This is a genomic window from Burkholderia sp. GbtcB21 (assembly GCF_019091065.1).
Lineage (GTDB): Bacteria > Pseudomonadota > Gammaproteobacteria > Burkholderiales > Burkholderiaceae > Burkholderia > Burkholderia pyrrocinia_C.
This window is the reverse complement of record NZ_JAGXKA010000015.1, coordinates 1-24308: the sequence shown is the minus strand read 5'-3', so window position 1 is coordinate 24308 and position 24308 is coordinate 1. Positions and strand designations below refer to the sequence as shown.

The 24308-nt window shown below is 66.1% G+C and carries 24 protein-coding genes; 9 read left to right on the top strand and 15 right to left on the bottom strand.

The genetic code is table 11. The features are described from left to right. Positions 1-67 precede the first annotated feature (67 nt). Positions 68-937, top strand: a complete 870-nt coding sequence (locus tag KVT39_RS27890) for an alpha/beta fold hydrolase (protein WP_175750186.1) — start codon at positions 68-70, stop codon at positions 935-937. Positions 938-976: 39 nt separating this feature from the next. Continuing rightward, positions 977-2038, top strand: a complete 1062-nt coding sequence (locus tag KVT39_RS27885; RefSeq protein ID WP_217590689.1) for a radical SAM protein — start codon at positions 977-979, stop codon at positions 2036-2038. A 73-nt stretch (positions 2039-2111) separates the two neighbouring features. Here KVT39_RS27885 and ychF read toward each other — a convergent pair whose 3' ends face one another. Continuing rightward, entirely contained in the window at positions 2112-3206 is a 1095-nt protein-coding gene (ychF, locus tag KVT39_RS27880; RefSeq protein ID WP_034183720.1) for a redox-regulated ATPase YchF, read from the bottom strand. Positions 3207-3451: 245 nt separating this feature from the next. On the opposite strand from ychF, the gene KVT39_RS27875 reads away from it, so the two are divergent. From KVT39_RS27875 to KVT39_RS27860, 4 genes are all read left to right on the top strand, one after another. Continuing rightward, positions 3452-4630, top strand: coding sequence for a UbiH/UbiF family hydroxylase (locus KVT39_RS27875; RefSeq protein WP_217590688.1), 1179 nt, complete (start codon positions 3452-3454; stop codon positions 4628-4630). Between the two features lie 90 nt (positions 4631-4720). Next, positions 4721-5449 carry a DsbC family protein gene (locus KVT39_RS27870; protein ID WP_217590687.1) on the top strand — a complete coding sequence of 243 codons (729 nt, stop codon included), beginning with the start codon at positions 4721-4723 and terminating at the stop codon, positions 5447-5449. Positions 5450-5552: 103 nt separating this feature from the next. Continuing rightward, positions 5553-7352: a M61 family metallopeptidase gene (locus KVT39_RS27865; protein ID WP_217590686.1), complete on the top strand. Its 1800-nt coding sequence runs from the start codon at positions 5553-5555 to the stop codon at positions 7350-7352. A gap of 147 nt (positions 7353-7499) precedes the next feature. Continuing rightward, positions 7500-8096: an FMN-dependent NADH-azoreductase gene (locus tag KVT39_RS27860; RefSeq protein WP_034183724.1), complete on the top strand. Its 597-nt coding sequence runs from the start codon at positions 7500-7502 to the stop codon at positions 8094-8096. A 107-nt stretch (positions 8097-8203) separates the two neighbouring features. On the opposite strand, the gene KVT39_RS27855 is transcribed toward KVT39_RS27860, so the two are convergent. The 8 genes from KVT39_RS27855 to rpe all read right to left on the bottom strand — a co-directional run bounded on the left by KVT39_RS27855 (position 8204) and on the right by rpe (position 15519). Further along, complete coding sequence (locus KVT39_RS27855; protein ID WP_217590685.1) at positions 8204-9109, bottom strand: uracil-DNA glycosylase; 906 nt, start codon at positions 9107-9109, stop codon at positions 8204-8206. 13 nt (positions 9110-9122) lie between these two features. Continuing rightward, complete coding sequence (locus KVT39_RS27850) at positions 9123-9749, bottom strand: CYTH domain-containing protein (protein WP_217590684.1); 627 nt, start codon at positions 9747-9749, stop codon at positions 9123-9125. Continuing rightward, positions 9749-10534 (bottom strand): indole-3-glycerol phosphate synthase TrpC, encoded by a 786-nt coding sequence (gene trpC, locus KVT39_RS27845; RefSeq protein ID WP_034183727.1) that lies wholly within the window; start codon positions 10532-10534, stop codon positions 9749-9751. Before trpC ends, KVT39_RS27850 begins: the two co-directional genes overlap by 1 nt. A 29-nt stretch (positions 10535-10563) precedes the next feature. Next, positions 10564-11595 carry an anthranilate phosphoribosyltransferase gene (gene trpD / locus KVT39_RS27840; protein WP_034183751.1) on the bottom strand — a complete coding sequence of 344 codons (1032 nt, stop codon included), beginning with the start codon at positions 11593-11595 and terminating at the stop codon, positions 10564-10566. 13 nt (positions 11596-11608) lie between these two features. Continuing rightward, positions 11609-12199: an aminodeoxychorismate/anthranilate synthase component II gene (locus tag KVT39_RS27835; protein ID WP_105392258.1), complete on the bottom strand. Its 591-nt coding sequence runs from the start codon at positions 12197-12199 to the stop codon at positions 11609-11611. Between the two features lie 13 nt (positions 12200-12212). Next, entirely contained in the window at positions 12213-13706 is a 1494-nt protein-coding gene (trpE, locus tag KVT39_RS27830; protein WP_105392259.1) for an anthranilate synthase component I, read from the bottom strand. A 357-nt stretch (positions 13707-14063) separates the two neighbouring features. Then, on the bottom strand, positions 14064-14828 hold the full coding sequence (locus KVT39_RS27825) for a phosphoglycolate phosphatase (RefSeq protein WP_105392260.1): 765 nt from the start codon (positions 14826-14828) through the stop codon (positions 14064-14066). Between the two features lie 4 nt (positions 14829-14832). Beyond that, a complete protein-coding gene (rpe, locus tag KVT39_RS27820) occupies positions 14833-15519 on the bottom strand; it encodes a ribulose-phosphate 3-epimerase (protein ID WP_011883156.1) in 687 nt (228 codons plus the stop codon). Positions 15520-15702: 183 nt separating this feature from the next. Between rpe and apaG the strand changes: the two genes are divergently transcribed. Further along, entirely contained in the window at positions 15703-16077 is a 375-nt protein-coding gene (gene apaG / locus KVT39_RS27815; protein ID WP_034183732.1) for a Co2+/Mg2+ efflux protein ApaG, read from the top strand. 14 nt (positions 16078-16091) lie between these two features. On the opposite strand, the gene KVT39_RS38105 is transcribed toward apaG, so the two are convergent. Next, positions 16092-16235 (bottom strand): hypothetical protein, encoded by a 144-nt coding sequence (locus KVT39_RS38105; RefSeq protein WP_014898203.1) that lies wholly within the window; start codon positions 16233-16235, stop codon positions 16092-16094. Positions 16236-16263: 28 nt separating this feature from the next. On the opposite strand from KVT39_RS38105, the gene KVT39_RS27810 reads away from it, so the two are divergent. Then, entirely contained in the window at positions 16264-17388 is a 1125-nt protein-coding gene (locus KVT39_RS27810; protein WP_235212544.1) for a murein transglycosylase A, read from the top strand. Between the two features lie 251 nt (positions 17389-17639). Here the strand turns inward: KVT39_RS27810 and paaK are convergent, their stop codons facing one another. From paaK to paaN, 5 genes are all read right to left on the bottom strand, one after another. Next, positions 17640-18938: a phenylacetate--CoA ligase PaaK gene (gene paaK / locus KVT39_RS27805; protein ID WP_217590683.1), complete on the bottom strand. Its 1299-nt coding sequence runs from the start codon at positions 18936-18938 to the stop codon at positions 17640-17642. A 38-nt stretch (positions 18939-18976) separates the two neighbouring features. Next, positions 18977-19429 carry a hydroxyphenylacetyl-CoA thioesterase PaaI gene (gene paaI, locus KVT39_RS27800; RefSeq protein ID WP_131946572.1) on the bottom strand — a complete coding sequence of 151 codons (453 nt, stop codon included), beginning with the start codon at positions 19427-19429 and terminating at the stop codon, positions 18977-18979. A gap of 1 nt (position 19430) precedes the next feature. Then, a complete protein-coding gene (gene paaG, locus KVT39_RS27795) occupies positions 19431-20222 on the bottom strand; it encodes a 2-(1,2-epoxy-1,2-dihydrophenyl)acetyl-CoA isomerase PaaG (protein ID WP_217590682.1) in 792 nt (263 codons plus the stop codon). A gap of 45 nt (positions 20223-20267) precedes the next feature. Beyond that, a complete protein-coding gene (gene pcaF / locus KVT39_RS27790) occupies positions 20268-21470 on the bottom strand; it encodes a 3-oxoadipyl-CoA thiolase (protein ID WP_217590681.1) in 1203 nt (400 codons plus the stop codon). 87 nt (positions 21471-21557) lie between these two features. After that, positions 21558-23264 (bottom strand): phenylacetic acid degradation protein PaaN, encoded by a 1707-nt coding sequence (gene paaN, locus KVT39_RS27785; protein WP_217590680.1) that lies wholly within the window; start codon positions 23262-23264, stop codon positions 21558-21560. Positions 23265-23393: 129 nt separating this feature from the next. Between paaN and KVT39_RS27780 the strand changes: the two genes are divergently transcribed. Further along, positions 23394-24170 carry an enoyl-CoA hydratase gene (locus tag KVT39_RS27780; protein ID WP_105392265.1) on the top strand — a complete coding sequence of 259 codons (777 nt, stop codon included), beginning with the start codon at positions 23394-23396 and terminating at the stop codon, positions 24168-24170. The last annotated feature ends 138 nt before the right edge of the window (positions 24171-24308 follow it).

The following is a 24308-nucleotide window of genomic DNA, read 5'->3' as shown; positions in this document are numbered from 1 at the left end:
GAGATGGTTCGTTCATTCTCGATTACGGATCGCGTCTTTGCTGGATCATTGCGCCGGGACCTGAACGATGAACGGGCAGCCGATGTCCCGCGTGCGCATTGCATTTCGAGCCGGCGACGGATTCCCGTTGCACGGCACTTATTTCCCTGCTGCCTGCGCAACCTGTTTCCCGGTGCTCATCTGTCCCGCAACGGGGCTTCGGCAGTCCTTTTACTTTCCGTTCGCGGATTGGCTGCGCGATGCAGGATATCCGACGTTCGTATTCGATTACCGCGGAATTGGCGCATCGCTCGGTGTGCGCCATGTACGCCAGTCGCGCGCGCGGAAGCAGGACTGGGGCCAACTTGACATGCCCGCTGCGCTCGCGTGGCTCCTTGGGGAAACCGGTGCGAGCAATGCGCATCTAATCGGCCATAGCGCCGGAGCGCAACTGGCCGGACTGATGCCGAATCACGCGTCGATCCGTTCGCTATGTGCAATTTCCGCGTCGTCCGGATACGTCGGCAACATCCGGTGGCCGAAGCGAATTGCCGCGTTGTTGCTGGCGAATCTCTACGTCCCGGTTACCGCGCATCTGCTCGGCTATGTGCCTGCCAGGGTGCTCGGTTGGGGCGACGATTTGCCTGCACGCGTCGGGCTTCAGTGGGCTCGATGGTGTCGCCGCCCCGGGTATATGGCGAACGAGTTCGGGGTCGGCATTGCGCGCCACTACTACAACGAATTCTCCGCTCCCGTCACGGTAGTCGCCGCGGTCGACGACCCGCTCGCAACGCCGGCCAATATCGAAGACTGGCTCCGATGGTTGCCGCAAGCCAGAAGCACCCTCCATTTCGTCAGCCCGGAAAACTGCGATGGCCGAGCAATCGGTCACGTCGGCATGTTCCGCCGCCAGCACTCGTCGCTGTGGCCGGAACTCACCAGAGGATTGTGGAGTTGACGCTCAGGCGCGCTTGCGTCCTCGTATCAGGAGACCAGGATGGACAATTCAACCGGCATGAAGGCGCGTTTCAAGGCAGTCAGAAACGAGGCGAAGGAGACACGCGCATCGCTTTACCATCTCACGAATCAATGTAACTTGCGATGCAAGGGGTGCTGGTTCTTCGAAAACGAATTCGACGTCGCATCGGATGAGTTAAACGATACGTCGCATATCGAGGCGCGCGTGAAGGATGAGGCCGAGCGCGGAATCAACGCGCCATTGCTGATAGGCGGCGAGCCCGCGTTGTATCTCGACCGGATAAGAATATTCCGGAAGCACATGCCGAAGGTGTCCGTTTCGACAAACGGCCTCCGACGAATCCCTTTCGAGGGCTTCGAAGATATCACCATCGCGGTCTCTGTATTCGGTGGCGGGCCGCTCGATGACGAACTGCGCGCGATTGGTCCGAATGGGAAGCGTTTCACGGGCTTGTTCGACAAGGCGTTGCTGAATTATCGCAACGACGAGCGGGCAGGTTTCGTCTACGCCGTGTCGATCGACGGAATTGCTTATATCGAAGAAACGGTGCGCAAGATCCGAGATAACGGAAATCGCCTGCTGTTCAATTACTACAGTCCATACGATGTTGCCGGGCCGCTTCGCCGACGTGGTGAGGAGCGGCTCCTGGATGTGTTGCTCGAATTGAAGGCGAAATATCCGGAAACAGTGGCGAGCCATCCCTACTATCTGGCTGCACTCATGCGCGGGGAGACCACTTGGGGAACATTCGACCATACCAGTTGCCCGAGCGTCAGCGAAGCTCATCCGCAGAACGCCACACGTTTCGCGTCGGGGTGGCCCGCGTTGCCGAAATTCAACGCGTATCGTGCAGACATGCATACGCTGGCGCGCTGTTGCACATCGGGAGAATGTGCCAAGTGTCGCGACAGCCAGGCCGTGATGTCATGGTTGCTGGTCAATGCCAAGCACGTGATGCAGGAAGACGGCGGGCTTAGAACGTGGACGGAAGTGGCGGAGAGCTATTTCAGTCAGTTCGTCTGGTCGAGATACCATCCGCGTAATCGTCTCGAGCATGTGTCGAGTCGTACGATGCAATGACGCGATGGGCGGCTCGTCCGGAAAAGAAAAAGCCCGCTGCAGCGGGCTTTTCATTGAGACCTCGATTTAACGCTCAGACGTTGAACAGGAAGTTCATCACGTCGCCATCGTGCACGACATATTCCTTCCCTTCCGCGCGCATCTTGCCGGCTTCCTTCGCGCCCTGTTCACCCTTGTACGTGATGAAATCGTCGAACGCGATCGTCTGCGCGCGGATGAAGCCGCGCTCGAAGTCGGTGTGGATCACGCCGGCCGCCTGCGGCGCCGTGTCGCCGGTATGGATCGTCCACGCGCGCACTTCCTTCACGCCCGCGGTGAAGTAGGTCTGCAGGCCGAGCAGCTTGAAGCCCGCGCGGATCACGCGATCGAGGCCCGGCTCTTCCATGCCCATGTCGGCGAGGAATGCTTCCTTGTCCGCGTCGTCGAGATCGGCGATTTCCGCCTCGATCGCCGCGCACACGGCGACCACCGGCGCATTCTCGCTCTCCGCGTACTTGCGCACCGCATCGAGGTGCGGATTGTTCTCGAAACCGTCGTCCTTCACGTTGGCCACATACATCGCCGGCTTCGCGGTGATCAGGCAGAACGGCTTGAGCAGCGCCTCTTCGTCGTCCGACAGCGCGAGGCCGCGCACGGCCTTGCCCTGGTCGAGCTGCGCGCGCACCTTGTCGAGCACTGCGACGAGCTTGGCCGCTTCCTTGTCGTTGCCCGACTTCGCGGCCTTCGAATAGCGCGTGAGCGCCTTCTCGACGGTGCCGAGGTCGGCGAGCGCGAGTTCGGTGTTGATCACCTCGATGTCGTCGATCGGGCTGACCTTGCCGGCGACGTGAATGACGTTCTCGTCCTCGAAGCAGCGCACGACGTGCGTGATCGCATCGGTTTCGCGGATGTTCGCGAGGAACTGGTTGCCGAGGCCTTCACCCTTGCTCGCGCCCGCGACGAGGCCGGCGATGTCGACGAATTCGACGACGGCCGGCACGACACGCTCGGGGTTGATGATCTCCGCGAGCGCCTTCAGGCGCGTATCGGGCACTTCGACGATGCCGACGTTCGGCTCGATCGTGCAGAACGGGTAGTTCTCGGCGGCGATGCCGGCCTTGGTCAGCGCATTGAACAGGGTGGACTTGCCGACGTTGGGCAAGCCGACGATGCCGCATTTGAGGCTCATGGAATCCTTCGAACGGGTAAAGCGGCGCGGCCGGACAGGGCACGGCGGCGCGGGAAAAAGGGCGGCCGGCGCTTGGGGCGCGTCGAGCCGACGGTCAAAGGCGCTATTGTACCGTGCCGACGCCCCGGTTTCCGGGCTGGCGCCGATCGGCCGATGCGGCGGGCCGCCGCGCCGCCGCGTCCACCTGCGATTCTGCTGATTTCCCGCAAAGTCCGGCCGCGTAAGGGTTTGGCCCCACGGCTATAATGCCCGCCATGACTGCCCACCACTCCTTCGACGTCGCCGTGGTCGGCGGCGGGCTCGTCGGCAAGACGGCCGCGCTCGCGCTGACCCAGTCCGGCTACAAGACAGCCTTGCTTGCCCAGCCGGCCGCGCCGCGCCCCGCCGATCTCGCGTTCGACACGCGCGTGTACGCGCTATCGTCCAGTTCGCAGGCCTTGCTCGAGCGGCTGCGGGTCTGGCAGGCGCTCGACCACGGCCGGCTCGCGCCTGTTTACGACATGCGTGTGTACGGCGATGCGCACGCCGAACTGCATTTCTCCGCGTACCAGGCCTCCGTGCCGCAGCTCGCGTGGATCGCCGAATCGTCGCTGGTCGAGACGTCGCTCGATGCCGCGCTGCGGTTCCAGCCGAACCTCACGTGGTTCGATGCGCGTGCGCAGGGCTTCGACGTGCGCGACGATGCGGCCGTGCTCACGCTGTCGTCGGGGCAGGTGCTCGAAGCCGACCTCGTCGTCGGCGCGGACGGCGCGCATTCGTGGGTACGGTCCCAAATGGGGGCCAAAGTAGAACGGCGCGACTACCGGCAGACGGGCGTCGTTGCGAACTTCAAGGCGTCGCTGCCGCACCGCGAGACGGCTTACCAGTGGTTCCACGAAGGCGAGATCGTCGCGCTGCTGCCGTTGCCGGACGGCCACGTGTCGCTGGTATGGTCCGCGCACACCGCGCATGCGGACGAACTGCTCGCACTCGATCCGGCGCAGCTCGCGGCCGAGGTCGAGCGCGTGTCGCACGGCCAGGTCGGCACACTCGAATGCGTGACGCCGGCCGCCGGCTTCCCGCTGGCGCTGCAGACGGTCGACAAGCTGATCGCACCGCGCGTCGCGCTCGTCGGCGATGCCGCGCACCTGATCCACCCGCTCGCGGGGCAGGGGATGAACCTCGGGCTGCGCGACGTCGCGGCGCTCGCCGACGCGATCGCCGGCAAGGAAAGCTTCCGCAATCTGGGCGATACGGTGCTGCTGCGCCGCTACGAGCGTTCGCGCCGCGAGGACATCCGCGCGCTGATGGTCGCGACCGACGGCCTGCAGCGGCTGTTCGCGGTGCCGGGCTCGCTCGCGAAGGCCGTGCGCAACGCGGGCATGGCATTCGTCGGGGCGCAGCCGCTCGTGAAGCGCTGGCTCGTGTCGGCCGCGCTCGGCTGATCGAACCTTCGGCCGCTTCGCCGGTCGGACTCGGTTCCGTTACGGCGTACACTGTGCCGTGCATACCGATTGAGCTGAAGGAAGATTTCGATGAAAAAAACGATCCGCATCGCGTCGCTGGCGCTGGCCGTCACGATGGCGACGCTGGGCTGCACCGCGCAGGCCGACCAGACCACCGACAAGCTGAAGGCCACGCTGCAGGCCCGTCTCGGCAACGACGCGCCGATCAAGAGCGTGTCGAAATCGCCGGTCGCGGGCCTTTACGAAGTGAACCTTGGCTCGCAGATCATCTATAGCGACGCGGCCGGCGACTACGTGCTGCTCGGCGATCTCGTCGACACCAAGACGCACAAGAACCTGACCGACGCGCGCCTGTCCGAAGTCAACAAGATCGACTTCGCGAGCCTGCCGTTCGCGAATGCGATCAAGGTCGTCAAGGGCAACGGCGCACGCAAGATCGCGGTGTTCTCCGATCCGAACTGCCCGTACTGCAAGAAGCTCGAGACGACGCTGCAGTCGGTCGACAACGTTACCGTCTACACGTTCCTGTACCCGGTGCTGTCGCCGGATTCGACCGCGAAGTCGAAGGCGATCTGGTGCGCGACCGACCGCGCGAAGACGTGGGAGGGCTGGATGCTCGACCACCGTGCGCCGTCCGGCGCCGGTACCTGCGATACCAGCGCGCTCGACAAGAACCTCGCGCTTGGCCGCGGGATGAACGTCACGGGCACGCCGACGATCTTCCTGCCGGACGGCCGCCGCCTGCCGGGCGCGGTATCGGCCGACCAGCTCAACCAGGCGCTCGCCTCGAGCAAGTAACCGACCGACACGCCGGGCCGCATGGCCCGGCCAGCGAGGGGCGCCCGCATGATCTGCCGGCGCCTCTCTTCGTTTTCGCCGCCGTATTCGACCGATTGCCACGATGACCCAGCCGATCCGCTATTCGATTGTCCCGAAAGATCTTGCCGCGCACCTGTTCGAAGTGTCGGTGACGGTCGCCGATCCCGATCCCGAAGGCCAGCGCTTCTCGCTGCCGGTGTGGATTCCGGGCAGCTACCTCGTGCGCGAGTTCGCGCGCAACATCGTGACGCTCGGCGCGTTCAACGCCGCGGGTCGCAAGGTGCGGATCGCGAAGACCGACAAGCACACGTGGCAGGCCGCACCCGTGACCGGTGCGCTGACGCTGCGCTACGACGTGTATGCGTGGGACCTGTCGGTGCGCTCCGCGTATCTCGACGAATCGGGCGGCTTCTTCAACGCGACGGCCGTGTTCCTGAGCGTCGCCGGCCGCGAGGACGCGCCGTGCGAAGTCGACATCGCGAAGCCGGCCGGCGCGGCATTCCGCGCGTGGCGCGTCGGCACCGCGCTGCCCGAGGCGCGCGGCACGAAGCGCTACGGTTTCGGCGCGTATCGTGCAGCGAACTACGACGAGCTTTCCGACCATCCGGTGACGATCGGCGAATTCGCGCTCGCGACGTTCGACGCGCATGGCGTGCCGCACGACATCGTGGTCGCGGGGCGCGTGACGCAGCTCGACCTGGAGCGGCTGCGGACCGACCTGAAGCGCGTGTGCGAAGCGCAGATCGCGCTGTTCGAGCCGAAATCGAAGAAGGTGCCGATGGACCGCTACGTGTTCATGACGCTCGCGGTCAGCGACGGCTACGGCGGCCTCGAGCATCGCGCATCGACCGCGCTGATCTGCAACCGCACCGACCTGCCGGTGAAGGGGCGTCCCGAGACGACCGAAGGCTACCGCACGTATCTCGGCCTCTGCAGCCACGAGTACTTCCATACGTGGAACGTGAAGCGCATCAAGCCGGCGGCGTTCGTGCCGTACGACCTGACCCGCGAGAACTACACGTCGCTGCTGTGGCTGTTCGAAGGCTTCACGTCGTATTACGACGACCTGATGCTGGTGCGCAGCGGGCTGATGTCGCAGGACGAATATTTCGCGGCACTCGGCCGTACGGTCGGCGGCGTGCTGCGCGGCACGGGCCGGCTCAAGCAGAGCGTCGCGGAAAGCTCGTTCGACGCGTGGATCAAGTACTACCGCCAGGACGAGAACGCAACCAACGCGATCGTCAGCTACTACACGAAGGGTTCGCTCGTCGCGCTCGCGTTCGATCTCGCGATCCGCGCGCAGACGCGCAACCGGAAATCGCTCGACGACGTGATGCGCCTGCTGTGGCAACGCTACGGGCGCGATTTCTATCGCGGCAAGCAGGCGGGCGTCGAGGAAGACGAAGTCGAGACGCTGATCGAAGAGGCGACGGGCGTCGCGCTGGGGCGCCTGTTCGCCGACGCCGTGCACGGCACGCGCGACCTGCCGCTTGGCGAACTGCTTGCGCCGTTCGGCGTCACGCTCGCGCCCGATGTCGCGAGCGGCGCGGCCGCGAAGCCGACGATCGGCGCGCGCCTGCGCGGCGGTGCGGACTGCACGTTCGCGGCTGTCTATGAAGGCGGCGCCGCGCATCGCGCGGGGCTGTCGGCCGGCGACACGCTGATCGCGGTCGACGGGTTGCGCGTCACGGGTACCAACCTTGACGCGCTGCTCGCACGCTACCGGCCGGGCGACAAGGTCGAGGTTCACGCGTTTCGCCGCGACGAGCTGCGTACCGCGAAACTGAAGCTCGACGGTCCGGAGATCACGCGCTACCGGCTGACGTCGGCCGCGAAGCCGGCCGCGGCATCGAAGGCCCGGGAGGCCTGGCTGAAGGGCTGAGTGCACGGCAGCGGCAATCGGGGCGCGATCGAGGATTGTTCTGCTGCTGCAACAATCCGTCGCCCTGAACCCGCTTTTTCCGGCAAATGCGGCCACGCACAATGGCGTCACTCGCGCTACCGAAGCGCAACCCAACCGGAGCATGACATGACGACCATTCTGCAAATCAATTCCGCTGCGCGTTCGCAAGGCGCGCAATCCACGCTGCTGGCCAACGAACTGACGGCAAAGCTGCAACAATCGAACCCCGGCTCGAAGGTCGTGGTTCGCGACCTGCTGGCCGACGCGCTGCCGCACCTCGACGAATCGGTGCTCGGCGCGTTCTTCACGCCGGCCGACCAGCGCAGCGCGGAGCAGAATGCGATCGTCGCGAAGAGCGATGCACTGATCGCCGAGCTGCAAGCCGCCGACATCATCGTGATCGGCGCGCCGATGTACAACTTCGGCATCTCGTCGCAACTGAAGACGTACTTCGACTGGATCGCACGCGCAGGCGTCACGTTCCGCTACACCGAGAACGGTCCGGAAGGCCTGATCAAGGGCAAGAAGGTCCACGTGGTGACGGCCCGCGGCGGCAAGTACGCCGGTACGCCGAACGACAGCCAGACGCCGTACCTGCGCACGTTCCTCGGCTTCGTCGGCATGACCGACGTGAGCTTCATCTTCGCGGAAGGCCTGAACCTCGGCCCGGATGCGCAGAGCGCCGCGCTCGCCAGCGCACGCGAAGCGATCGCTGCCGCGTAAGGTCGATGCGGGTGTGACGCACCCGCTGCATCGCCAGAAAAAACGCCGCGTCCCTGAAGGGGCGCGGCGTTTTTGCATTTTGGCCGGCGACAGAACCGGCTCGACCGTTACGCGAGCGTCTCGGCCGCTTCCGGCAGGCGCCAGTCGATCGGTTCGCGGCCTGCTTCGACCAGATAGTCGTTCGCGAGCGTGAAATGGCGGCAGCCGAGGAAGCCGCGGTGCGCGGACAGCGGCGACGGATGCGGCGCCTCGAGCACGCAATGCGCACTCGTGTCGAACAGTGCGCGCTTCGCCTGCGCGTGCGCGCCCCACAGCATGAAGACGAGCCCGCGATGGCGGCCGGCGAGTTCGCGGATCAGCGTGTCCGTGCATTGCTCCCAGCCGCGCTTCGCGTGGCTCGCGGCCGCGCCGCGCTCGACCGTCAGCACGGTGTTGAGCAGCAGCACGCCCTGGCGCGCCCACGTGTCGAGGCAGCCGTGGCGCGGCGTGTCGTGACCGAAGTTCGCGGCGATTTCCTTGAAGATGTTGCGCAGCGACGGCGGCGTGCGGACGGCTGGCGGCACCGAGAACGCGAGGCCGTGCGCCTGCGGCGTGCCGCGATCGTCGCCGTGGTACGGGTCCTGGCCGAGGATCACGACCTTCACGTCGTCCGGGCTCGTGAGGCGCAGCGCGCGGAACACGTCGGTCGGGTAGACCGTCTTGCCGGCCGCACGCTCGTCGTCGACGAAGCGGCACAGCGGCGCGTACGCGTCGCTGTCGGTAAACGGTTTCAGCACGTCGCGCCAGACGGCCGGCAGCGCGTCGAATTGCGCGGCGAGGTGCGGGACGTCGGCGGCAACGGGCTTCGGCGCCGTGGTGGCCGGGGCCGGCGCGGCGGCTTTCCTTGCGGGCTTGCGCCCGGCCGCGGGCGACGCGGAAACCGGGGACGGAATATCGGCCGGTGCCGTTTCCGGCACGGGATCATCGAACAGCGACGCCTGTTGCGGCGCGCGGGAAGTCTTGCGGGTTGCCATGCGTGATGCGTGTTTATTGCGCGCGCAGCCGGTAGCCGCGCTGCGCCTTGCTGATGTTTTCGGGAGCGAGGCCCGGCAGCGCCTGCTGCAGTTCGGCGGCGAGCGTCGCGAGCGCCGCTTCCGGGCCGTCGATCAGTTCGAGTTCGATTTCGCTGATCGGTTCGCGGCGCGTTTCGTGTTCCCCCTGGACGACGATTTCGCCGAGGTCCACCGCGGCTTCGACGGTTGCGCCGCCGATTGCGATGCGCCACAGCGTACGCGAAAAATCCGTGCGGAACAGCGCGGACAGCGCGCCGGCCGCGTCGCTCAGCGCTGCGGCGGCTTCCGGCACGTCGCAGGCCGCGACGAGCGCATCGATCTCGAGCGCGTCGCCGGCCACCGGCAGTTCCCATTCGTGGCGGCGATGCAGGCCGCCTTCCGCGCTGCCGACCGTCTTGAACGTCTGCAACCAGCCGTGCGGCGTGCGGCGCACGCGCACCGCACTCTTCGAGCGGGCCAGCGCGAGATCGGGCGTGTCGTAATAGACATTCGCGAGCGTGATGTCTTGACCGGGTTCGCCGGTCAGCGTCTCGAAGAAGCGCCGCGCGGCATCGGCCTGGCCGGCCGGCAGCGCGAGCTTGATTTCCTTTTCGATCGCCATCAGAAGAACATCCGCGCGAGTTCCTCGCCCGGCTGGTCGGCGCGCATGAACGCTTCGCCGACGAGGAACGTGTTCACGTTCGCCGCGCGCATCGTGTCGACGTCGATGCGCGACAGGATGCCCGATTCGGTCACGACGATGCGGTCCGGCGGAATCATGTCGAGCATGTCGAGCGTGGTCTGGATCGACGTCTCGAACGTGCGCAGGTTGCGGTTGTTGATGCCGAGCAGCGGCGTCTTGAGCGTCAGCGCCTGCTCCATCTCGTTGCGGTCGTGCACTTCGACCAGCACCGCGAGGCCGAGCGAGTGCGCATACGCTTCGAGATCCTGCATCAGCGGCGTGTCGAGCGCGGCGGCGATCAGCAGGATCGCGTCGGCGCCCATCGCGCGCGCCTCGAGGATCTGGTACGCGTCGACGATGAAGTCCTTGCGCAGCACGGGCAGCGCGCAGGCCGCGCGCGCCTCTTCGAGGTAGCGGACGCTGCCCTGGAAGAACTGCTCGTCGGTCAGCACCGACAGGCACGCGGCGCCATGCGCCGCATACGAGCGCGCGATGTCGGCCGGCACGAAATGCTCGCGCAGCACGCCCTTCGACGGGCTTGCCTTCTTGATTTCGGCGATCACGGCGGCATCGCCGGCCGCGTGCTTCGCACGCAGCGCACCGACGAAGTCGCGCAGGTCGCGCGCGGATGCGTCCAGCTTCAGTGCCTCGAGCGGCGTGCTGCGCATGGCCGCCGCGACTTCTTCGCGCTTGACGGCGATGATTCGGTCGAGAATGTCGCTCATGTGGGTTCCTGCTTGAGTCGTAAGGGGAGTCAGCGCTTGAACTGCTGCGTGAAGCGCACGAGTTCGTCGACTTTCGCGCGCGCCTTGCCGCTCGCGATCGCTTCGCGGGCGAGCTGGATGCCGTCCGCGATCGATTCGGCGACGTTCGCCGCATAGAGCGCGGTGCCCGAGTTCAGCGTGACGATCTCGCGGGCGACGCCCGGCTGGTTGTCCAGTGCGCCGAGCAGCATCGTGCGCGATTCTTCGGCATTTTCCACCTTCAGCGTGCGGTTCGACACCATCTGCAGGCCGAAGTCCTCCGGATGGATCTCGTATTCGTGCACCTTGCCGTCGCGCAATTCGCCGACGAGCGTCGCGGCGCCGAGCGACACCTCGTCCATCCCGTCCTTGCCGTACACGACGAGCACGTGCTGCGCGCCGAGGCGCTGCATCACGCGCACCTGAATGCCGACGAGGTCGGGGTGGAACACGCCCATCAACTGGTTCGGCGCGCCGGCCGGATTGGTCAGCGGGCCGAGGATGTTGAAGATCGTGCGCACGCCGAGCTCGCGGCGCACGGCCGCGATGTTCTTCATCGCCGGGTGATGGTTCGGCGCGAACATGAAGCCCATGCCCGTTTCGGCGATCGACGCGGCGACCTGGTCGGACTGCAGGTCGATGTTCACGCCGAGCGCCTCGAGCACGTCGGCGCTGCCGGACTTGCTCGACACGCCGCGGTTGCCGTGTTTCGCGACTTTCGCGCCGGCCGCCGCCGTGACGAACATCGACGCGGTCGAGATGTTGAACGTGTGCGAGCCGTCGCCGCCGGTGCCGACGATGTCGACGAAGTTCGAGTTGTCCTGCACGTCGACGTGGTTCGCGAATTCGCGCATCACGGTCGCGGCGGCGGCGATCTCGCCGATCGTCTCCTTCTTCACGCGCAGCCCGGTGATGATCGCGGCAGCCATCACGGGCGACATGTCGCCGCGCATGATGAGCCGCATCAGGTGCAGCATCTCGTCGTGGAAGATCTCGCGGTGTTCGATCGTGCGCTGCAGCGCTTCCTGCGGGGTAATCGTCATCATGAGGCTCCCGTCAGGCGGCTTGTGCGGCCGCGGCGCGGGCCTGCTTCAGGAAATTCTCGAGCAGCGCATGGCCGTGCTCGGACAGGATCGATTCCGGGTGGAACTGCACGCCTTCGACCGGCAGCGTCTTGTGGCGCACGCCCATGATTTCGCCGTCGTCGGTCCATGCGGACACCTCGAGGCAGTCGGGCAGCGATTCGCGCTCGATCGCGAGCGAGTGGTAGCGCGTGACGTCGAAATGTTTCGGCAGGTCGGCGAACACGCCGCGGCAGTCCGTTTCGATCCGGCTCACCTTGCCGTGCATGATGGTCTTCGCGCGCACGACGCGGCCGCCGAATGCCTCGCCGATCGCCTGGTGGCCGAGGCAGACGCCGAGGATCGGCTTCTTGCCCGCAAATTCGCGCAGCACGTCGAGCGTGATGCCCGCGTGCTGCGGGTTGCTCGGGCCCGGCGACAGGCAGATCGCGTCGGGATTCAGGCGCGCGATCTCGTCGAGCGTGATTTCGTCGTTGCGGTACGTGTGCACGTCCTCGCCCAGTTCGCCGAAGTACTGGACCAGGTTGTAGGTGAACGAGTCGTAGTTGTCGATCATGAGCAGCATGGTCAGTCTCCGGTCAGAAGTCGCTATCGAGGCCGTCCTGGACCTGTTCGGCCGCACGCAGCACCGCGCGCGCCTTGTTCTCGGTCTCTTGCCATTCGGATTCGGGCACCGAATCCGCGACGACGCCGGCCGCCGCTTGCACATACAGGTTGCCGTTGTGGATCAGGCCCGTGCGGATCGCGATCGCGAGATCCATCTCGCCCGAGAACGACAGGTAGCCGACTGCGCCGCCGTACAGCCCGCGCTTGATCGGCTCGAGCTCGTCGATCAGCTCCATCGCGCGTACCTTCGGCGCACCGGACAGCGTGCCGGCCGGGAACGTCGCGCGCAGCACGTCGTAGTTCGTCATGCCGGGCTTCAGCTTGCCCTCGACCGAGCTGACGATGTGCTGCACGTGCGAGTACTTCTCGATGACCATCTTGTCGGTCACCTGCACCGAGCCGATTTCGGCGATGCGGCCGACGTCGTTGCGCGCGAGGTCGATCAGCATCACGTGCTCGGCGATCTCCTTCGGATCGTTGAGCAGTTCGGTCGCGAGTTCCGCGTCGCGCTCGGGCGTGTTGCCGCGCGGTCGCGTGCCGGCGAGCGGGCGAATCGTGACGATCTGGTCTTCGCCGCGCTTTTCCTGGCGCACGAGGATTTCCGGCGATGCGCCGACCACGTGGAAATCGCCGAAGTTGTAGTAGTACATGTACGGCGACGGATTCAGCGAACGCAGCGCGCGATACAGCGACAGCGGATTGTCGCGGTACGGCTTGGTCAGCCGCTGGCCGACCTGGATCTGCATCAGCTCGCCGGCCGCGATGTATTCCTTCGCCTGGCGCACCGCGGCCAGATAGTCTTCCTTCTTGAACTCGCGGAACGTCTCGGTGCGCACGCTCGCCGACGTGACGGGCGGCTGCACGGTCGTGCGCAGGCGCTGCTTCAGTTCGCGCAGGCGCTGTTTCGCCTTCGCGTAGGCTTCCGGCTGGCCCGGGTCCGCATAGATGATCAGGTACAGCTTGCCGGCGAGGTTGTCGATTACCGCGACTTCCTCGGTCAGCAGCAACTGGATGTCGGGCAGGCCGAGATCGTCGCGCGGCGCGGTGTTTGCGAGCTTCTTCTCGATATAGCGCACCGCGTCGTAGCCGAAGTAGCCGGCGAGACCGCCGCAGAAGCGCGGCAGGCCCGGACGCTGCGCTACCTTGAAGCGCGCCTGGAACGATTCGATGAACTGGAACGGGTCGCCGTCATGCGTCTCGACGACCTGGCCGTCGCGCACGACTTCCGACACGCCGTTGCGGGTGCGCACGAGCGTGCGTGCGGGCAGGCCGATGAACGAGTAGCGGCCGAAGCGTTCGCCGCCGACCACCGATTCGAGCAGGAACGAGTTGGCGCCCGCGCGTTCGGGCTGGGCCAGCTTCAGGTAGAGGGACAGCGGCGTTTCGAGATCGGCGAGGGCTTCCGCGATCAGCGGGATGCGGTTGTAGCCTTCGTTCGCGAGCGATTGGAATTCGAGTTCGGTCATGTTCCGGTCCTGTTCGGGACGAGCGGCGCGTGCGCCAGGGATCACTTGACGCTGCGCGGGTTGCCGTCGGCGAAAGGGCGGTCGATCGAGAAGTGCCTGTTGCCGGCCGGCAGTCCGGGCGTGAACGTCGCGAGCCTGCGGCCGATCCTGAACGCAAGCGTTCGGACGCGGTGGAACTCGAGGTGGTGCGACGATCGGCGCGCGGATGCGCAGCGAGATAAAAAACGGCGCTGAAGACGTGCTTCAGCGTACCTCATCGAAGAGGTTAGCGCGACCAGCGACGCCAGGGCCAGGCTCCCCGGTCGATGCTGCTCAGACTCCGTTTTTTATTCAGAAACATGCGGATGGAAGAAATAATCAGAGGGTTGGCCGGCCGGCGTTGTGCGCGGTGATCGCGCGGGCTGCGACCAGCAACGAATCGACTATACCATCCGAATTTATCGTTTGTATAGCTTTGCCGTGGTTGTAGCCGTACGGCACCGTCAGCGTCGCCATCCCGGCCGCACGGCCCGCCAGCGCATCGTTTTCCGAGTCGCCGATCGCGACCGCCGCGTCCGGCACGACGCCGAGTGCGTCGCAGGCCGTCAGCATCGGCAGCGGGTCGGGCTTCTTGCGTGCGACGCTGTCGCCGCCGAGCACGATGCCGAAGCAGTCGGCCAGCCCGTATTGTTCGAGCAGCTCGACCGCGAAGCGGTGCGGCTTGTTCGTCACGCACGCGAGCCGGATGCCGGCCGCGCGCAGCGCGTCGAGACCGGCGGCCACGTCCGGATAGAGGCGCGTATGGCGGCCGTTGATCTTCGCGTATTCGGTCTGGTAGATCGCCAGTGCGTCGTCGAAGCGCGCGTGCGCCTCGTCGGCCGGGAAGCGCGGCTTCAGCACGCTCCGGATCAGGTGTTCGGAGCCCTTGCCGACGTAGCCGATCACTTCGTCGCGCGACGTGGCCGGTGCGTCGAGCCGCGCGAGCATCCCGTTCAGGCCGGCCGTGAAATCGTCGGCCGTGTCGACCATCGTGCCGTCGAGATCGATCAGCGCCGCGTCGATGCGCGGCGCGGCGAAGCGGATCGGGGCGGCGTTCGTTGCGGCCCCGGCCGGCGCACGGCCGGCGAGCGACGATTCGGCCACGGCGTCAGCTCCGCTCGACGGTGGCGAGCGCGGCGCGCATCTCGTCGATCACCTTGCGGTAGTCGGGCTTGCCGAAGATCGCCGAACCCGCGACGAAGGTGTCGGCACCGGCCGCCGCGATTTCCGCGATGTTGTCGGTCTTCACGCCGCCGTCGACCTCGAGCAGGATCTCGCGGCCCGTGCGCTCGGTGTACGCGTCGATACGTGCGCGTGCTTCGCGCAGCTTGTTCAGCGTTTCCGGAATGAACGACTGGCCGCCGAAGCCGGGGTTGACCGACATCAGCAGCACGAAGTCGAGGCGGTCCATCACGTGGTCGAGGTAGTTCAGCGGCGTGGCCGGGTTGAATACGAGGCCGGCCTTGCAGCCGTGGTCGCGGATCAGCGACAGCGTGCGGTCGATGTGATCGGAGCCTTCCGGGTGGAAGCTGATCAGGTTCGCACCGGCCTTTGCAAAATCGGGCACGATCCGGTCGACCGGGCGTACCATCAGGTGCACGTCGATCGGCACCTGCACGTGCGGGCGGATCGCTTCGCACACGAGCGGGCCGATCGTCAGGTTCGGCACATAATGGTTGTCCATCACGTCGAAGTGGATCCAGTCGGCGCCGGCGGCGACCACGTTGCGGACTTCTTCGCCGAGCCGTGCGAAATCGGCCGACAGGATGCTGGGAGCGATGCGGAATTGGGTCATGGCAGGGGGAGCGGGGACGTTGCGGCGCAAAACCGACATTCTAACGCCCGGCGGCCGGCTCGCGGCGGCAGGCCGTGCGGTTGCGGCCCGATTCCGCATCAAGCAGAATGCCGAACCAAAGCGGCGCGTCCGCGGCCCCGTCGCCCATGCCGGCACGGACAGTCACCCTCCAGTGGAAACACCATGAGTCAGTATCAGTTCACCGTTTCGGTGAAAACCAGCTACTTGCCGGAACAATCCGACCCCGATCGCCGTCAATACGCATTCGCGTACACGCTGACGATCCGCAACACGGGGCAGGTCGCGGCGCAGCTGATCGCGCGTCACTGGATCATCACGGACAGCGAGAGCCACGTGCAGGAAGTGAAGGGGCTCGGCGTCGTCGGGCACCAGCCGCTGCTGCAGCCGGGCGAGCATTTCGAATACACGAGCTGGGCCGTGATCGCGACGCCGGTCGGCACGATGCGTGGCGCGTACTTCTGCGTGGCGGAGGACGGCGAGCGTTTCGAGGCACCGGTCGACGAGTTTGCGCTGCATATGCCGCGCACGCTGCATTGAGCGTACGGAGCGCGTCAGCGCGGCTGGCGATCGTTGTTGCGGGCGTGCTTCTTTCTGCCCGACGACGTCCACACGACGATGAAGATCAGCAGGGCAAGCGCTACGAAGGCTTCGAGCGCGAAGATGAGCATCGGATATTGGTCGAGAAAATCTGACATGGCGGTTTCCATCAAGAACGGACATTGTATGTGGTTTGGGCCCCGGCTGGCCGGCTGGGTTGCGGCGGCCGCGGCGGCGGCGCTGCTTGCAGCGTGCGGCGGCGCGCCGACGCGAACGTCTGCGCTGAAACCACCGACCGGCACGGCGATCGTGCCGGGGCAGGTTGCCGCGAAGCGGCTCACGCCGGTTGCATGGCAGCAGGTGCCGGGCTGGCAGGACGATTCGCTGCTCGGCGCGACGGCTGCGCTGCGGCAGAACTGCGCGCGGCTAGCGCGCCAGCCGGCCTGGCAGCGCGCTTGTGCGGCCGCCGACCGGCTCGACGAACTCGACGTCAGCAGCGCACGCACCTTCTTCGAAACGTATTTCACGCCGTTCCAGCTCGCGAACACCGACGGCACGCTCGACGGGCTCGTGACCGGCTATTACGAGCCGCTGCTGCATGGCTCGCGCGTGCGCCGCGGCCCGTATCAATACGCGCTCTATCGCTGGCCGGCCGGTTATCGCGCGGGCGCCGCGCTGCCTGCGCGCGCGCAGCTCGAGCGCGCGGGCATCCTGAACGGCAACGAACTCGTGTGGGTCGACGATCCGATCGAGGCGTTCTTCCTGCAGGTGCAGGGCTCGGGGCGCGTGCTGCTCGACGATGGTTCGGTGATGCGGGTCGGCTTCGGCGGCACCAACAACCAGCCGTACCGCTCGATCGGCAAGTGGTTGCTCGATCGCGGCGAGCTGACGCCCGCACAGGCGACGATGCAGGGCATCAAGGCGTGGGCGAAGGCGAATCCGAACCGCGTCGACGCGTTGCTCGACACGAATCCGCGGTTCGTGTTCTTCCGCGACATGCCGACCAAGGAAGACGCGCCGCACGGCGGCGCGGACGGCCCGATCGGCGCGCTCGGCGTGCCGCTGACGGCGGAGCGGTCGATCGCGGTCGATCCGTCGTCGATCCCGCTCGGCACGCCCGTGTTCCTGCAGACCACGCGTCCGCTGACGAATACGCCGATGAACCGGCTCGTGTTCGCGCAGGATACGGGCTCCGCGATCAAGGGCGGCGTGCGGGCGGACTATTTCTGGGGACTCGGCGACGACGCAGGCGACCAGGCCGGCCGGATGAAGCAGGTCGGCCGGATGTGGCTGCTGTTCCCGAATTCGTGACGTGAGGCGGCGCCGGCTGCTCGGGGGCCGCCCGCGCATGAGGTGCGGCATTCGTGGGCGCGGCGGTGCGCGTGGAGTGCGTCGGTTTGAGAGCGGTGCACCCGTGTGGTTTCAGTCTGTGTGATGCGCCTGTCGCGTTGAACGACGTCGCGGAACACAATAAATAGCTCGATTGGCGTTGGCCGATCGGGCTATTTTCTTGTTGCGCAACGGGATTGCCTCTCCGCGCGACGCACGCGCAGCGTCTGCCGTCAGCCCTTGCGCTTGTCGACGACGCGGCGCGCCTTGCCGACCGAGCGCTCGATCCCGTTCACGGGCAGCACGTTGATCACGGCCGTCACGCCGATCAGCGACTTGATGTCATGCGCGAGCGCCTGTTTCGCCGCGTGGATCGCCGCCGTATCCGGAGCGGTGTCGGGACAGGGCTCGACGTAGAGCGTCAGCACGTCGAGCGGGCCTTCCTTCGTCAGTACGATCTGATAGTGCGGTGCGAGCGCGCGCTGCTTGAGCAACTGTTCCTCGATTTGCGTCGGGAACACGTTGACGCCACGCACGATCATCATGTCGTCCGAGCGGCCGGTGATCTTTTCCATCCGGCGCATCGTGCGAGCGGTGCCGGGCAACAGGCGCGTGAGGTCGCGTGTCCGGTAGCGGATGATCGGCAGCGCCTCCTTCGTCAGCGACGTGAACACGAGCTCACCGAATTCGCCGTCCGGCAGCACTTCGCCGGTTTCCGGATCGATGATTTCCGGATAGAAGTGATCTTCCCAGATGGTCGGGCCGTCCTTGGTCTCGACGCATTCGGACGCGACGCCGGGGCCCATCACTTCGGACAGCCCGTAGATGTCGACCGCGTCGATGCCCATCCGCTGCTCGATCGCGACGCGCATGTCGTTGGTCCATGGCTCCGCGCCGAAGATGCCGATGCGCAGCGAGCTCTGCACGGGATCGAGGCCCTGGCGCTCGATTTCGTCGGCGATCGACAACATGTAGCTCGGCGTCACCATGATGATGTCGGGCCGGAAATCCTGGATCAGTTGTACCTGCTTCTCGGTCTGGCCGCCGCCGAACGGGATCACGGTCAGTCCCGCGCGTTCGGCGCCGTAGTGCGCGCCGAGCCCGCCGGTGAACAAGCCGTACCCGTAGCTGACGTGTACCTTGTCGCCGCGGCGTGCACCGGCGGCGCGGATCGAGCGCGCGACGAGATTCGCCCACGTGTCGATGTCGCCGGCCGTATAGCCGACGACCGTCGGCTTGCCGGTCGTGCCCGATGACGCGTGGATGCGCGAGATCTGGTCCTGCGGCACGGCGAACATCCCGAACGGGTAACTGTCACGCAGGTCGCCTTTCGTCGTGAACGGGAAGCGCGACAGGTCGGCGAGCGTCTTCAGGTCGTCGGGATGCACGCCCGCATCGTCGAACTTGCGACGATAGACGGGAGAGTTGTCATACGCATGCCGGAGAGACCACTTGAGGCGTTCGAGCTGCAGCGCGGTCAGCTCGTCGCGTGAGGCGGTCTCGATCGGCTCGAGCGGTAGCGGGGTAGTCATGCATGTCTCCAGTGTTTGTTATGTGCGAGCCGTTGACGTCAGCGGTCTTCCGGGATGACAGTGCCCTTGATCTGGGCGGATTTGCCGCGAAACATCGCGACCGTTTCGCCTGTCTGGTTCGTGACACGGATGTCGTAGATGCCTTGGCGGCCGGCGCGCGCCTGTTCGATCGCCTCGGCCGTCAGCACGTCGTTGCCGTGCACGGGGCGCAGGAATTCGATCGAGCAGCCGGCAGCGACCGTATTCAAGTTGTACGAGTTGCACGCGAACGCGAACGTCGAATCGGCGAGCGTGAAGATGATCCCGCCGTGGCAGGTCTGATGCCCGTTCAGGAATTCGGGCCGCACGCGCATCTGCAGGCGTGCGTAGCCGGCGCGTACTTCCGCGATTTCCATCCCGAACGCGCGGCTGCATGCATCGGCGTCGAACATGGCCTGCGCGGTGGCGCGGGCGAGCGCATCGGGATCGAGCGTGGCGGTGGCGGCCGTCATGTCAACGCCCCTCGAAGCGTGGAGCACGCTTCTCGACGAATGCCTTCACGCCTTCCGCGTAGTCGTGCGACTGGCCCAGCTTGCGCTGCATGTCGCGTTCCAGGTCGAGCTGCTGGTCGAGCGTGTTCGTGACGCTGTCGCGCATCGATTGCTTGATCGATGCGATCGCGAGCGTCGGCTGCTGCGCGAGCTGGGTCGCGAGCTGGCGGGCTGATGCGGCGAGTGCGTCGTCGTCGACCGCACGCCAGATCAGGCCCCACTGTTCGGCCTGTTCGGCGCCGAGCTTGTCGCCGGTCAGCGCGAGCCCCAGCGCACGTGCCATGCCGACGCGTTGCGGCAGGAACCATGTGCCGCCTGAATCGGGCACGAGCCCGATCTTGACGAAGGCCTGGATGAAACTGCTCGAGCGGGCGGCGAACACGAGATCGCATGCGAGCGCGAGATTCGCGCCAGCGCCGGCTGCCGTGCCGTTGACGGCGGCGATCACCGGCAGCGGCAGACGCTGCAGGCGGCGGATCAGCGGATTGAAATGCTCGTCGATCAGCGTGCCGAGGTCGGTGGACGCGCCCGGCGTGAAGTCGAGGTCGGCGAGGTCCTGGCCCGCGCAGAAGCCGCGTCCCGCACCCGTCAGAATCAGCGCGCGTGCGCCGGCCGCTTCGACTTCATCGAGAGCCGACTGCAGTTCGCGATGCATCGCCCGCGTGAAGCTGTTCAGCTTGTCGGGGCGGTTGAGGGTGATCGTGGCCACGCGCACGGCCTGATCGATATCCAGCTGAATCGCCTGATAGGACATGCAGTGTCTCCTTCATGACTTCGTTATAGGCGCGCGGCGCATCGGTTACACGCGTTCGATCGCGAGTGCGATGCCCTGGCCGACGCCGATGCACATCGTACAGAGCGCAAAGCGGCCGCCCGTACGCTCGAGTTGATGGAGCGCCGTGGTCACGAGCCGGGCCCCCGATGCGCCGAGCGGATGACCGAGTGCGATCGCGCCGCCATTCGGGTTCACGCGCGGATCGTCGTCGGAGACGCCGAGCATGCGCAGTACCGCGAGACCCTGCGACGCAAACGCCTCGTTCAACTCGATCACGTCGAACTGGTCGATGGTCATGCCGAGCTGGCGCAGCAGTTTCTGCGTGGCCGGCGCGGGGCCGATGCCCATCACGCGCGGCTCGACGCCTGCCGTCGCCATGCCGATGACGCGCGCGCGGCGGCGCAGGCCGTACTGATCGGCTGCCTGTGCATTGGCGAGCAGCAGCGCGCACGCGCCGTCGTTGACGCCCGATGCATTGCCGGCCGTTACAGAGCCGTCCGGACGCACGACGCCCTTCAGCTTCGCGAGGGCTTCGAGCGACGTCTCGCGCGGATGTTCGTCGCGCGACACGACCACCGGATCGCCCTTCTTCTGCGCAATCGTGACGGCGACGATTTCCTCGGCGAGCGTGCCGTCCTGCTGCGCACGCGCGGCCTTCTGCTGGCTGCGCAGCGCGAACAGGTCCTGGTCGGCGCGGCTGATGTTGTAGTCGACCGCGACGTTCTCGGCCGTCTCCGGCATCGAATCGACGCCGTGAAGCTGCTTCATCAGCGGATTGACGAAGCGCCAGCCGATCGTCGTATCGTAGATGTCGGCCTGGCGCGCGAACGCGCTCGCGGCCTTGCCCATCACGAACGGCGCGCGCGTCATGCTCTCGACGCCGCCGGCGATCATCAGGCGCGCTTCGCCCGACTTGATCGCGCGCGCGGCCGTGCCGACCGCGTCCATCCCGGAGCCGCACAGCCGGTTCAGCGTCGTACCCGGCACGGCGGTCGGCAGGCCCGCGAGCAGCGCCGACATGCGCGCGACGTTGCGGTTGTCTTCGCCTGCCTGGTTCGCGCAGCCGTAGATCACGTCGTCGATCGCCGTCCAGTCGACGTTGCGGTTGCGCTCGATCAGCGCCTTGAGCGGCACCGCGCCGAGATCATCGGCACGGACATCTTTCAGGGCGCCGCCGTAGCGGCCGATGGGGGTGCGAATCGCGTCGCAGATGTAGGCGTCTGTCATGGGCGTATCGATGAGCAACGAACCCGCAGGGTGGCGGATTCGTTCATGGTAGAGAACGTGGCGGCGTTTGCACGTCCGCCATTCGGGTTATGCCGTTTGGCCGGCTTCCGCGGGTACCGCCTTCGGGGCAACATGGACGCGGCTTTGCACCACACGGAACCGGTTGGCGACGAACGCCGGGTCGGCCAGCGCCGCGTTGGCAGCCGGGTTGGCTCCCGTGCCGTGGAAATCGGAGAACGCGGCCGACTGGTTGACGAACACGCCGCCCGTCAGATTGATCGACAGCGCGACACCGCCGCGCACCGCTGCGTCGTGGGCGGCGTCGACGATTGCGTCGTCGGTGCTGTAGACGGAGAGGGTCAGCGCGCCATGTTCCGCCGCGATTTCACCGGCGAGATCGAGCGACTGCGCGGTCGAGTCGGTCGCGATCACGAACGAGATCGGGCCGAACCACTCCTGCGTGAATTTCTCGCGATCGGTCACGTCGAGTTGCAGCACGAGCGGTGTGCGCACACGGGCATCGGGGAACGCGGGGTGCTGAAGGGCCACGCTGTCGGCGAGTACGCGGCCGAGCTGGCGGGCGTCGTCGATACGTGCGGTCACGCCGTCGTTCTGAATTGCGCCGATCAGTTCGACCGAGCGTGCCGGGTCTCCGGTGAGTTTTTGCACGGCAACCGCGATGGCTTGCGCGACTTCGTCGAAGCTCGCATGGCCGTCCGCCGTCCGAATGCCGTCGCGCGGCACATAGATGTTCTGCGGCGCCGTGCACATCTGGCCGGAGTACAGCGCCAGCGAGAACGCGATGTTCTTGGCTGCGGCCTTCAGGTCGTCGGTCGAGTCGATCACGATCTGGTTGACGCCGGCCTTCTCGGTGTAGACCTGTGCCTGGTGGGCATGGCGTTCGAGCCACGTGCCGTTCTGCGTGCTGCCCGTGAAGTCGATCAGCTTGATCTCGGGGCGCAGCGCGAGGTCCTGAACGAGGGCGCCGTCGTTGGGCTCGGTCGCAAGGAGCGTGACGACGTTCGGATCGAACCCGGCTTCGCGCAGCACGTCGCGGGCGATCCGGACCGTGATTGCAAGCGGCAGGATCGCACCCGGATGCGGTTTGACGATCACGGCGTTACCGGTTGCCAGATCGGCGAACAGGCCCGGGTAGCCGTTCCAGGTCGGGAACGTGCAGCAGCCGAGCACGAGCCCCGTGCCGCGCGGGACGATCGTGTAGCGCTTGTGCATCGCGAGCGGCGGGTTCTTGCCTTGCGGCTTTTCCCAATGCGCATCGGCCGGGATGCGGCGCAGTTCGTCCCATGCATAGGCGACAGCCTCGAGCGCACGATCCTGCGCGTGCGGGCCGCCGGCCTGGAACGCCATCATGAATGCCTGCCCCGTGGTGTGCATCACGCTGTAGGCGATCTCGAAACTCGCGCGGTTCAGGCGCGCGAGGATTTCGAGGCTGACGCCGATCCAGGCGCTGGGGCCGGCTTCGCGCCACGTGCGTTGCGCGGCGGCTGCGGCGGCGATCAGTGCGTCGGGCGTCGACTTCGGATACCGGATGCCCAGTGCGATGCCGTACGGCGATCGCTCCGCGCCGACCGCTTCGCCGGACGCCGGCTGGTCGAGTGCGAACGTCTTGTCGAGGTGCGACTTGAAAGCTGCTTCGCCGTCTGCGTTCGCGCTTTCCCCGTACACTTTGGGACTCGGCATTTCGGCGAACGGGCTCCAGTACCCGCGGCTCTCGATGGCGGCGAGTGCGTGCTTCAGCGTGTCTTCGTGCTTCGTGAACAGTGCATGGGTCATGGCGGCGGCCTGATGGACGATGAGAGGGGTTGGATCGATTAATTAACCGACCGGTTGGTCGAAGAATGTTAGCATCAAACTATTCGCATGTGCGAGGCGTTTCTCATTTCATTGATCGAGGAGAAATAGATGGCTTACGAGAACATCCTGGCGGAGACCCGGGGGCGTGTCGGGCTGGTTACGCTGAACCGTCCGAAGGCGCTGAACGCGCTGAACGATGCGTTGATGGATGAGTTGGGCGATGCACTGAAGGCGTTCGATGCGGACGACGGCATCGGCGCGATCGTCGTGACGGGGAGCGAGAAGGCGTTCGCAGCCGGCGCCGACATCGGCATGATGGCCACCTATTCCTATATGGATGTTTACCGGGGCGACTACATTACGCGCAACTGGGAGACGGTCCGTCAGATCCGCAAGCCGATCATTGCCGCGGTGTCGGGTTTCGCGCTGGGCGGCGGTTGCGAGCTCGCGATGATGTGCGACATCATCTTCGCGGCGGACACGGCCAAGTTCGGCCAGCCGGAGATCAAGCTTGGCGTCATGCCGGGCGCAGGCGGCACGCAGCGTTTGCCGCGCGCGGTGTCGAAGGCGAAGGCGATGGACATGTGCCTGACCGCGCGCTTCATGGACGCCGCCGAAGCGGAGCGAGCCGGGCTCGTGTCGCGCGTGCTGCCGGCCGACAAGCTGCTCGACGAGGCGATTGCGGCCGCGGCGACGATCGCCGAGTTCTCGCTGCCGGCGGTGATGATGGTCAAGGAGTCGGTGAACCGCGCGTACGAGACGACGCTGGCAGAAGGTGTCCACTTCGAGCGCCGGCTGTTCCATTCGCTGTTTGCGACTGAGGACCAGAAGGAAGGGATGGCGGCATTCGTCGAGAAACGGAAGCCCGAGTTCAAGAACCGCTAAGTGGGCTGCGCAGCGGCAGCTGTCTGGCGACTGGTTGGCACCGGTTGCGGCGTAGTCGCCCGGCCCGTCGAGCCCCAAGTCACCGTGCGCGATAGCGCACGGTGACTGTTTCAAAATAATTTCACAAAGGGGCTTGCG

Bases quoted from the DNA above. Each gene is read 5' to 3' on its own strand.
- KVT39_RS27885 (WP_217590689.1), top strand. From the start codon at position 977: ATGGACAATTCAACCGGCATGAAGGCGCGTTTCAAGGCAGTCAGAAAC.
- KVT39_RS27850 (WP_217590684.1), bottom strand. From the start codon at position 9,749: ATGGCGATCGAAAAGGAAATCAAGCTCGCGCTGCCGGCCGGCCAGGCC.
- paaI (WP_131946572.1), bottom strand. From the start codon at position 19,429: ATGACGGCCGCCACCGCCACGCTCGATCCCGATGCGCTCGCCCGCGCC.
- KVT39_RS27875 (WP_217590688.1), top strand. From the start codon at position 3,452: ATGCCCGCCATGACTGCCCACCACTCCTTCGACGTCGCCGTGGTCGGC.
- KVT39_RS38105 (WP_014898203.1), bottom strand. From the start codon at position 16,235: ATGTCAGATTTTCTCGACCAATATCCGATGCTCATCTTCGCGCTCGAA.
- ychF (WP_034183720.1), bottom strand. From the start codon at position 3,206: ATGAGCCTCAAATGCGGCATCGTCGGCTTGCCCAACGTCGGCAAGTCC.
- apaG (WP_034183732.1), top strand. From the start codon at position 15,703: ATGAGTCAGTATCAGTTCACCGTTTCGGTGAAAACCAGCTACTTGCCG.
- KVT39_RS27870 (WP_217590687.1), top strand. From the start codon at position 4,721: ATGAAAAAAACGATCCGCATCGCGTCGCTGGCGCTGGCCGTCACGATG.
- paaN (WP_217590680.1), bottom strand. From the start codon at position 23,264: ATGACCCATGCACTGTTCACGAAGCACGAAGACACGCTGAAGCACGCA.
- KVT39_RS27865 (WP_217590686.1), top strand. From the start codon at position 5,553: ATGACCCAGCCGATCCGCTATTCGATTGTCCCGAAAGATCTTGCCGCG.
- trpE (WP_105392259.1), bottom strand. From the start codon at position 13,706: ATGACCGAACTCGAATTCCAATCGCTCGCGAACGAAGGCTACAACCGC.
- KVT39_RS27855 (WP_217590685.1), bottom strand. From the start codon at position 9,109: ATGGCAACCCGCAAGACTTCCCGCGCGCCGCAACAGGCGTCGCTGTTC.
- rpe (WP_011883156.1), bottom strand. From the start codon at position 15,519: ATGACCCAATTCCGCATCGCTCCCAGCATCCTGTCGGCCGATTTCGCA.
- KVT39_RS27890 (WP_175750186.1), top strand. From the start codon at position 68: ATGAACGGGCAGCCGATGTCCCGCGTGCGCATTGCATTTCGAGCCGGC.
- KVT39_RS27780 (WP_105392265.1), top strand. From the start codon at position 23,394: ATGGCTTACGAGAACATCCTGGCGGAGACCCGGGGGCGTGTCGGGCTG.
- KVT39_RS27835 (WP_105392258.1), bottom strand. From the start codon at position 12,199: ATGCTGCTCATGATCGACAACTACGACTCGTTCACCTACAACCTGGTC.
- trpC (WP_034183727.1), bottom strand. From the start codon at position 10,534: ATGAGCGACATTCTCGACCGAATCATCGCCGTCAAGCGCGAAGAAGTC.
- pcaF (WP_217590681.1), bottom strand. From the start codon at position 21,470: ATGACAGACGCCTACATCTGCGACGCGATTCGCACCCCCATCGGCCGC.
- KVT39_RS27860 (WP_034183724.1), top strand. From the start codon at position 7,500: ATGACGACCATTCTGCAAATCAATTCCGCTGCGCGTTCGCAAGGCGCG.
- paaG (WP_217590682.1), bottom strand. From the start codon at position 20,222: ATGTCCTATCAGGCGATTCAGCTGGATATCGATCAGGCCGTGCGCGTG.
- paaK (WP_217590683.1), bottom strand. From the start codon at position 18,938: ATGACTACCCCGCTACCGCTCGAGCCGATCGAGACCGCCTCACGCGAC.
- KVT39_RS27810 (WP_235212544.1), top strand. From the start codon at position 16,264: ATGTGGTTTGGGCCCCGGCTGGCCGGCTGGGTTGCGGCGGCCGCGGCG.
- trpD (WP_034183751.1), bottom strand. From the start codon at position 11,595: ATGACGATTACCCCGCAGGAAGCGCTGCAGCGCACGATCGAACACCGC.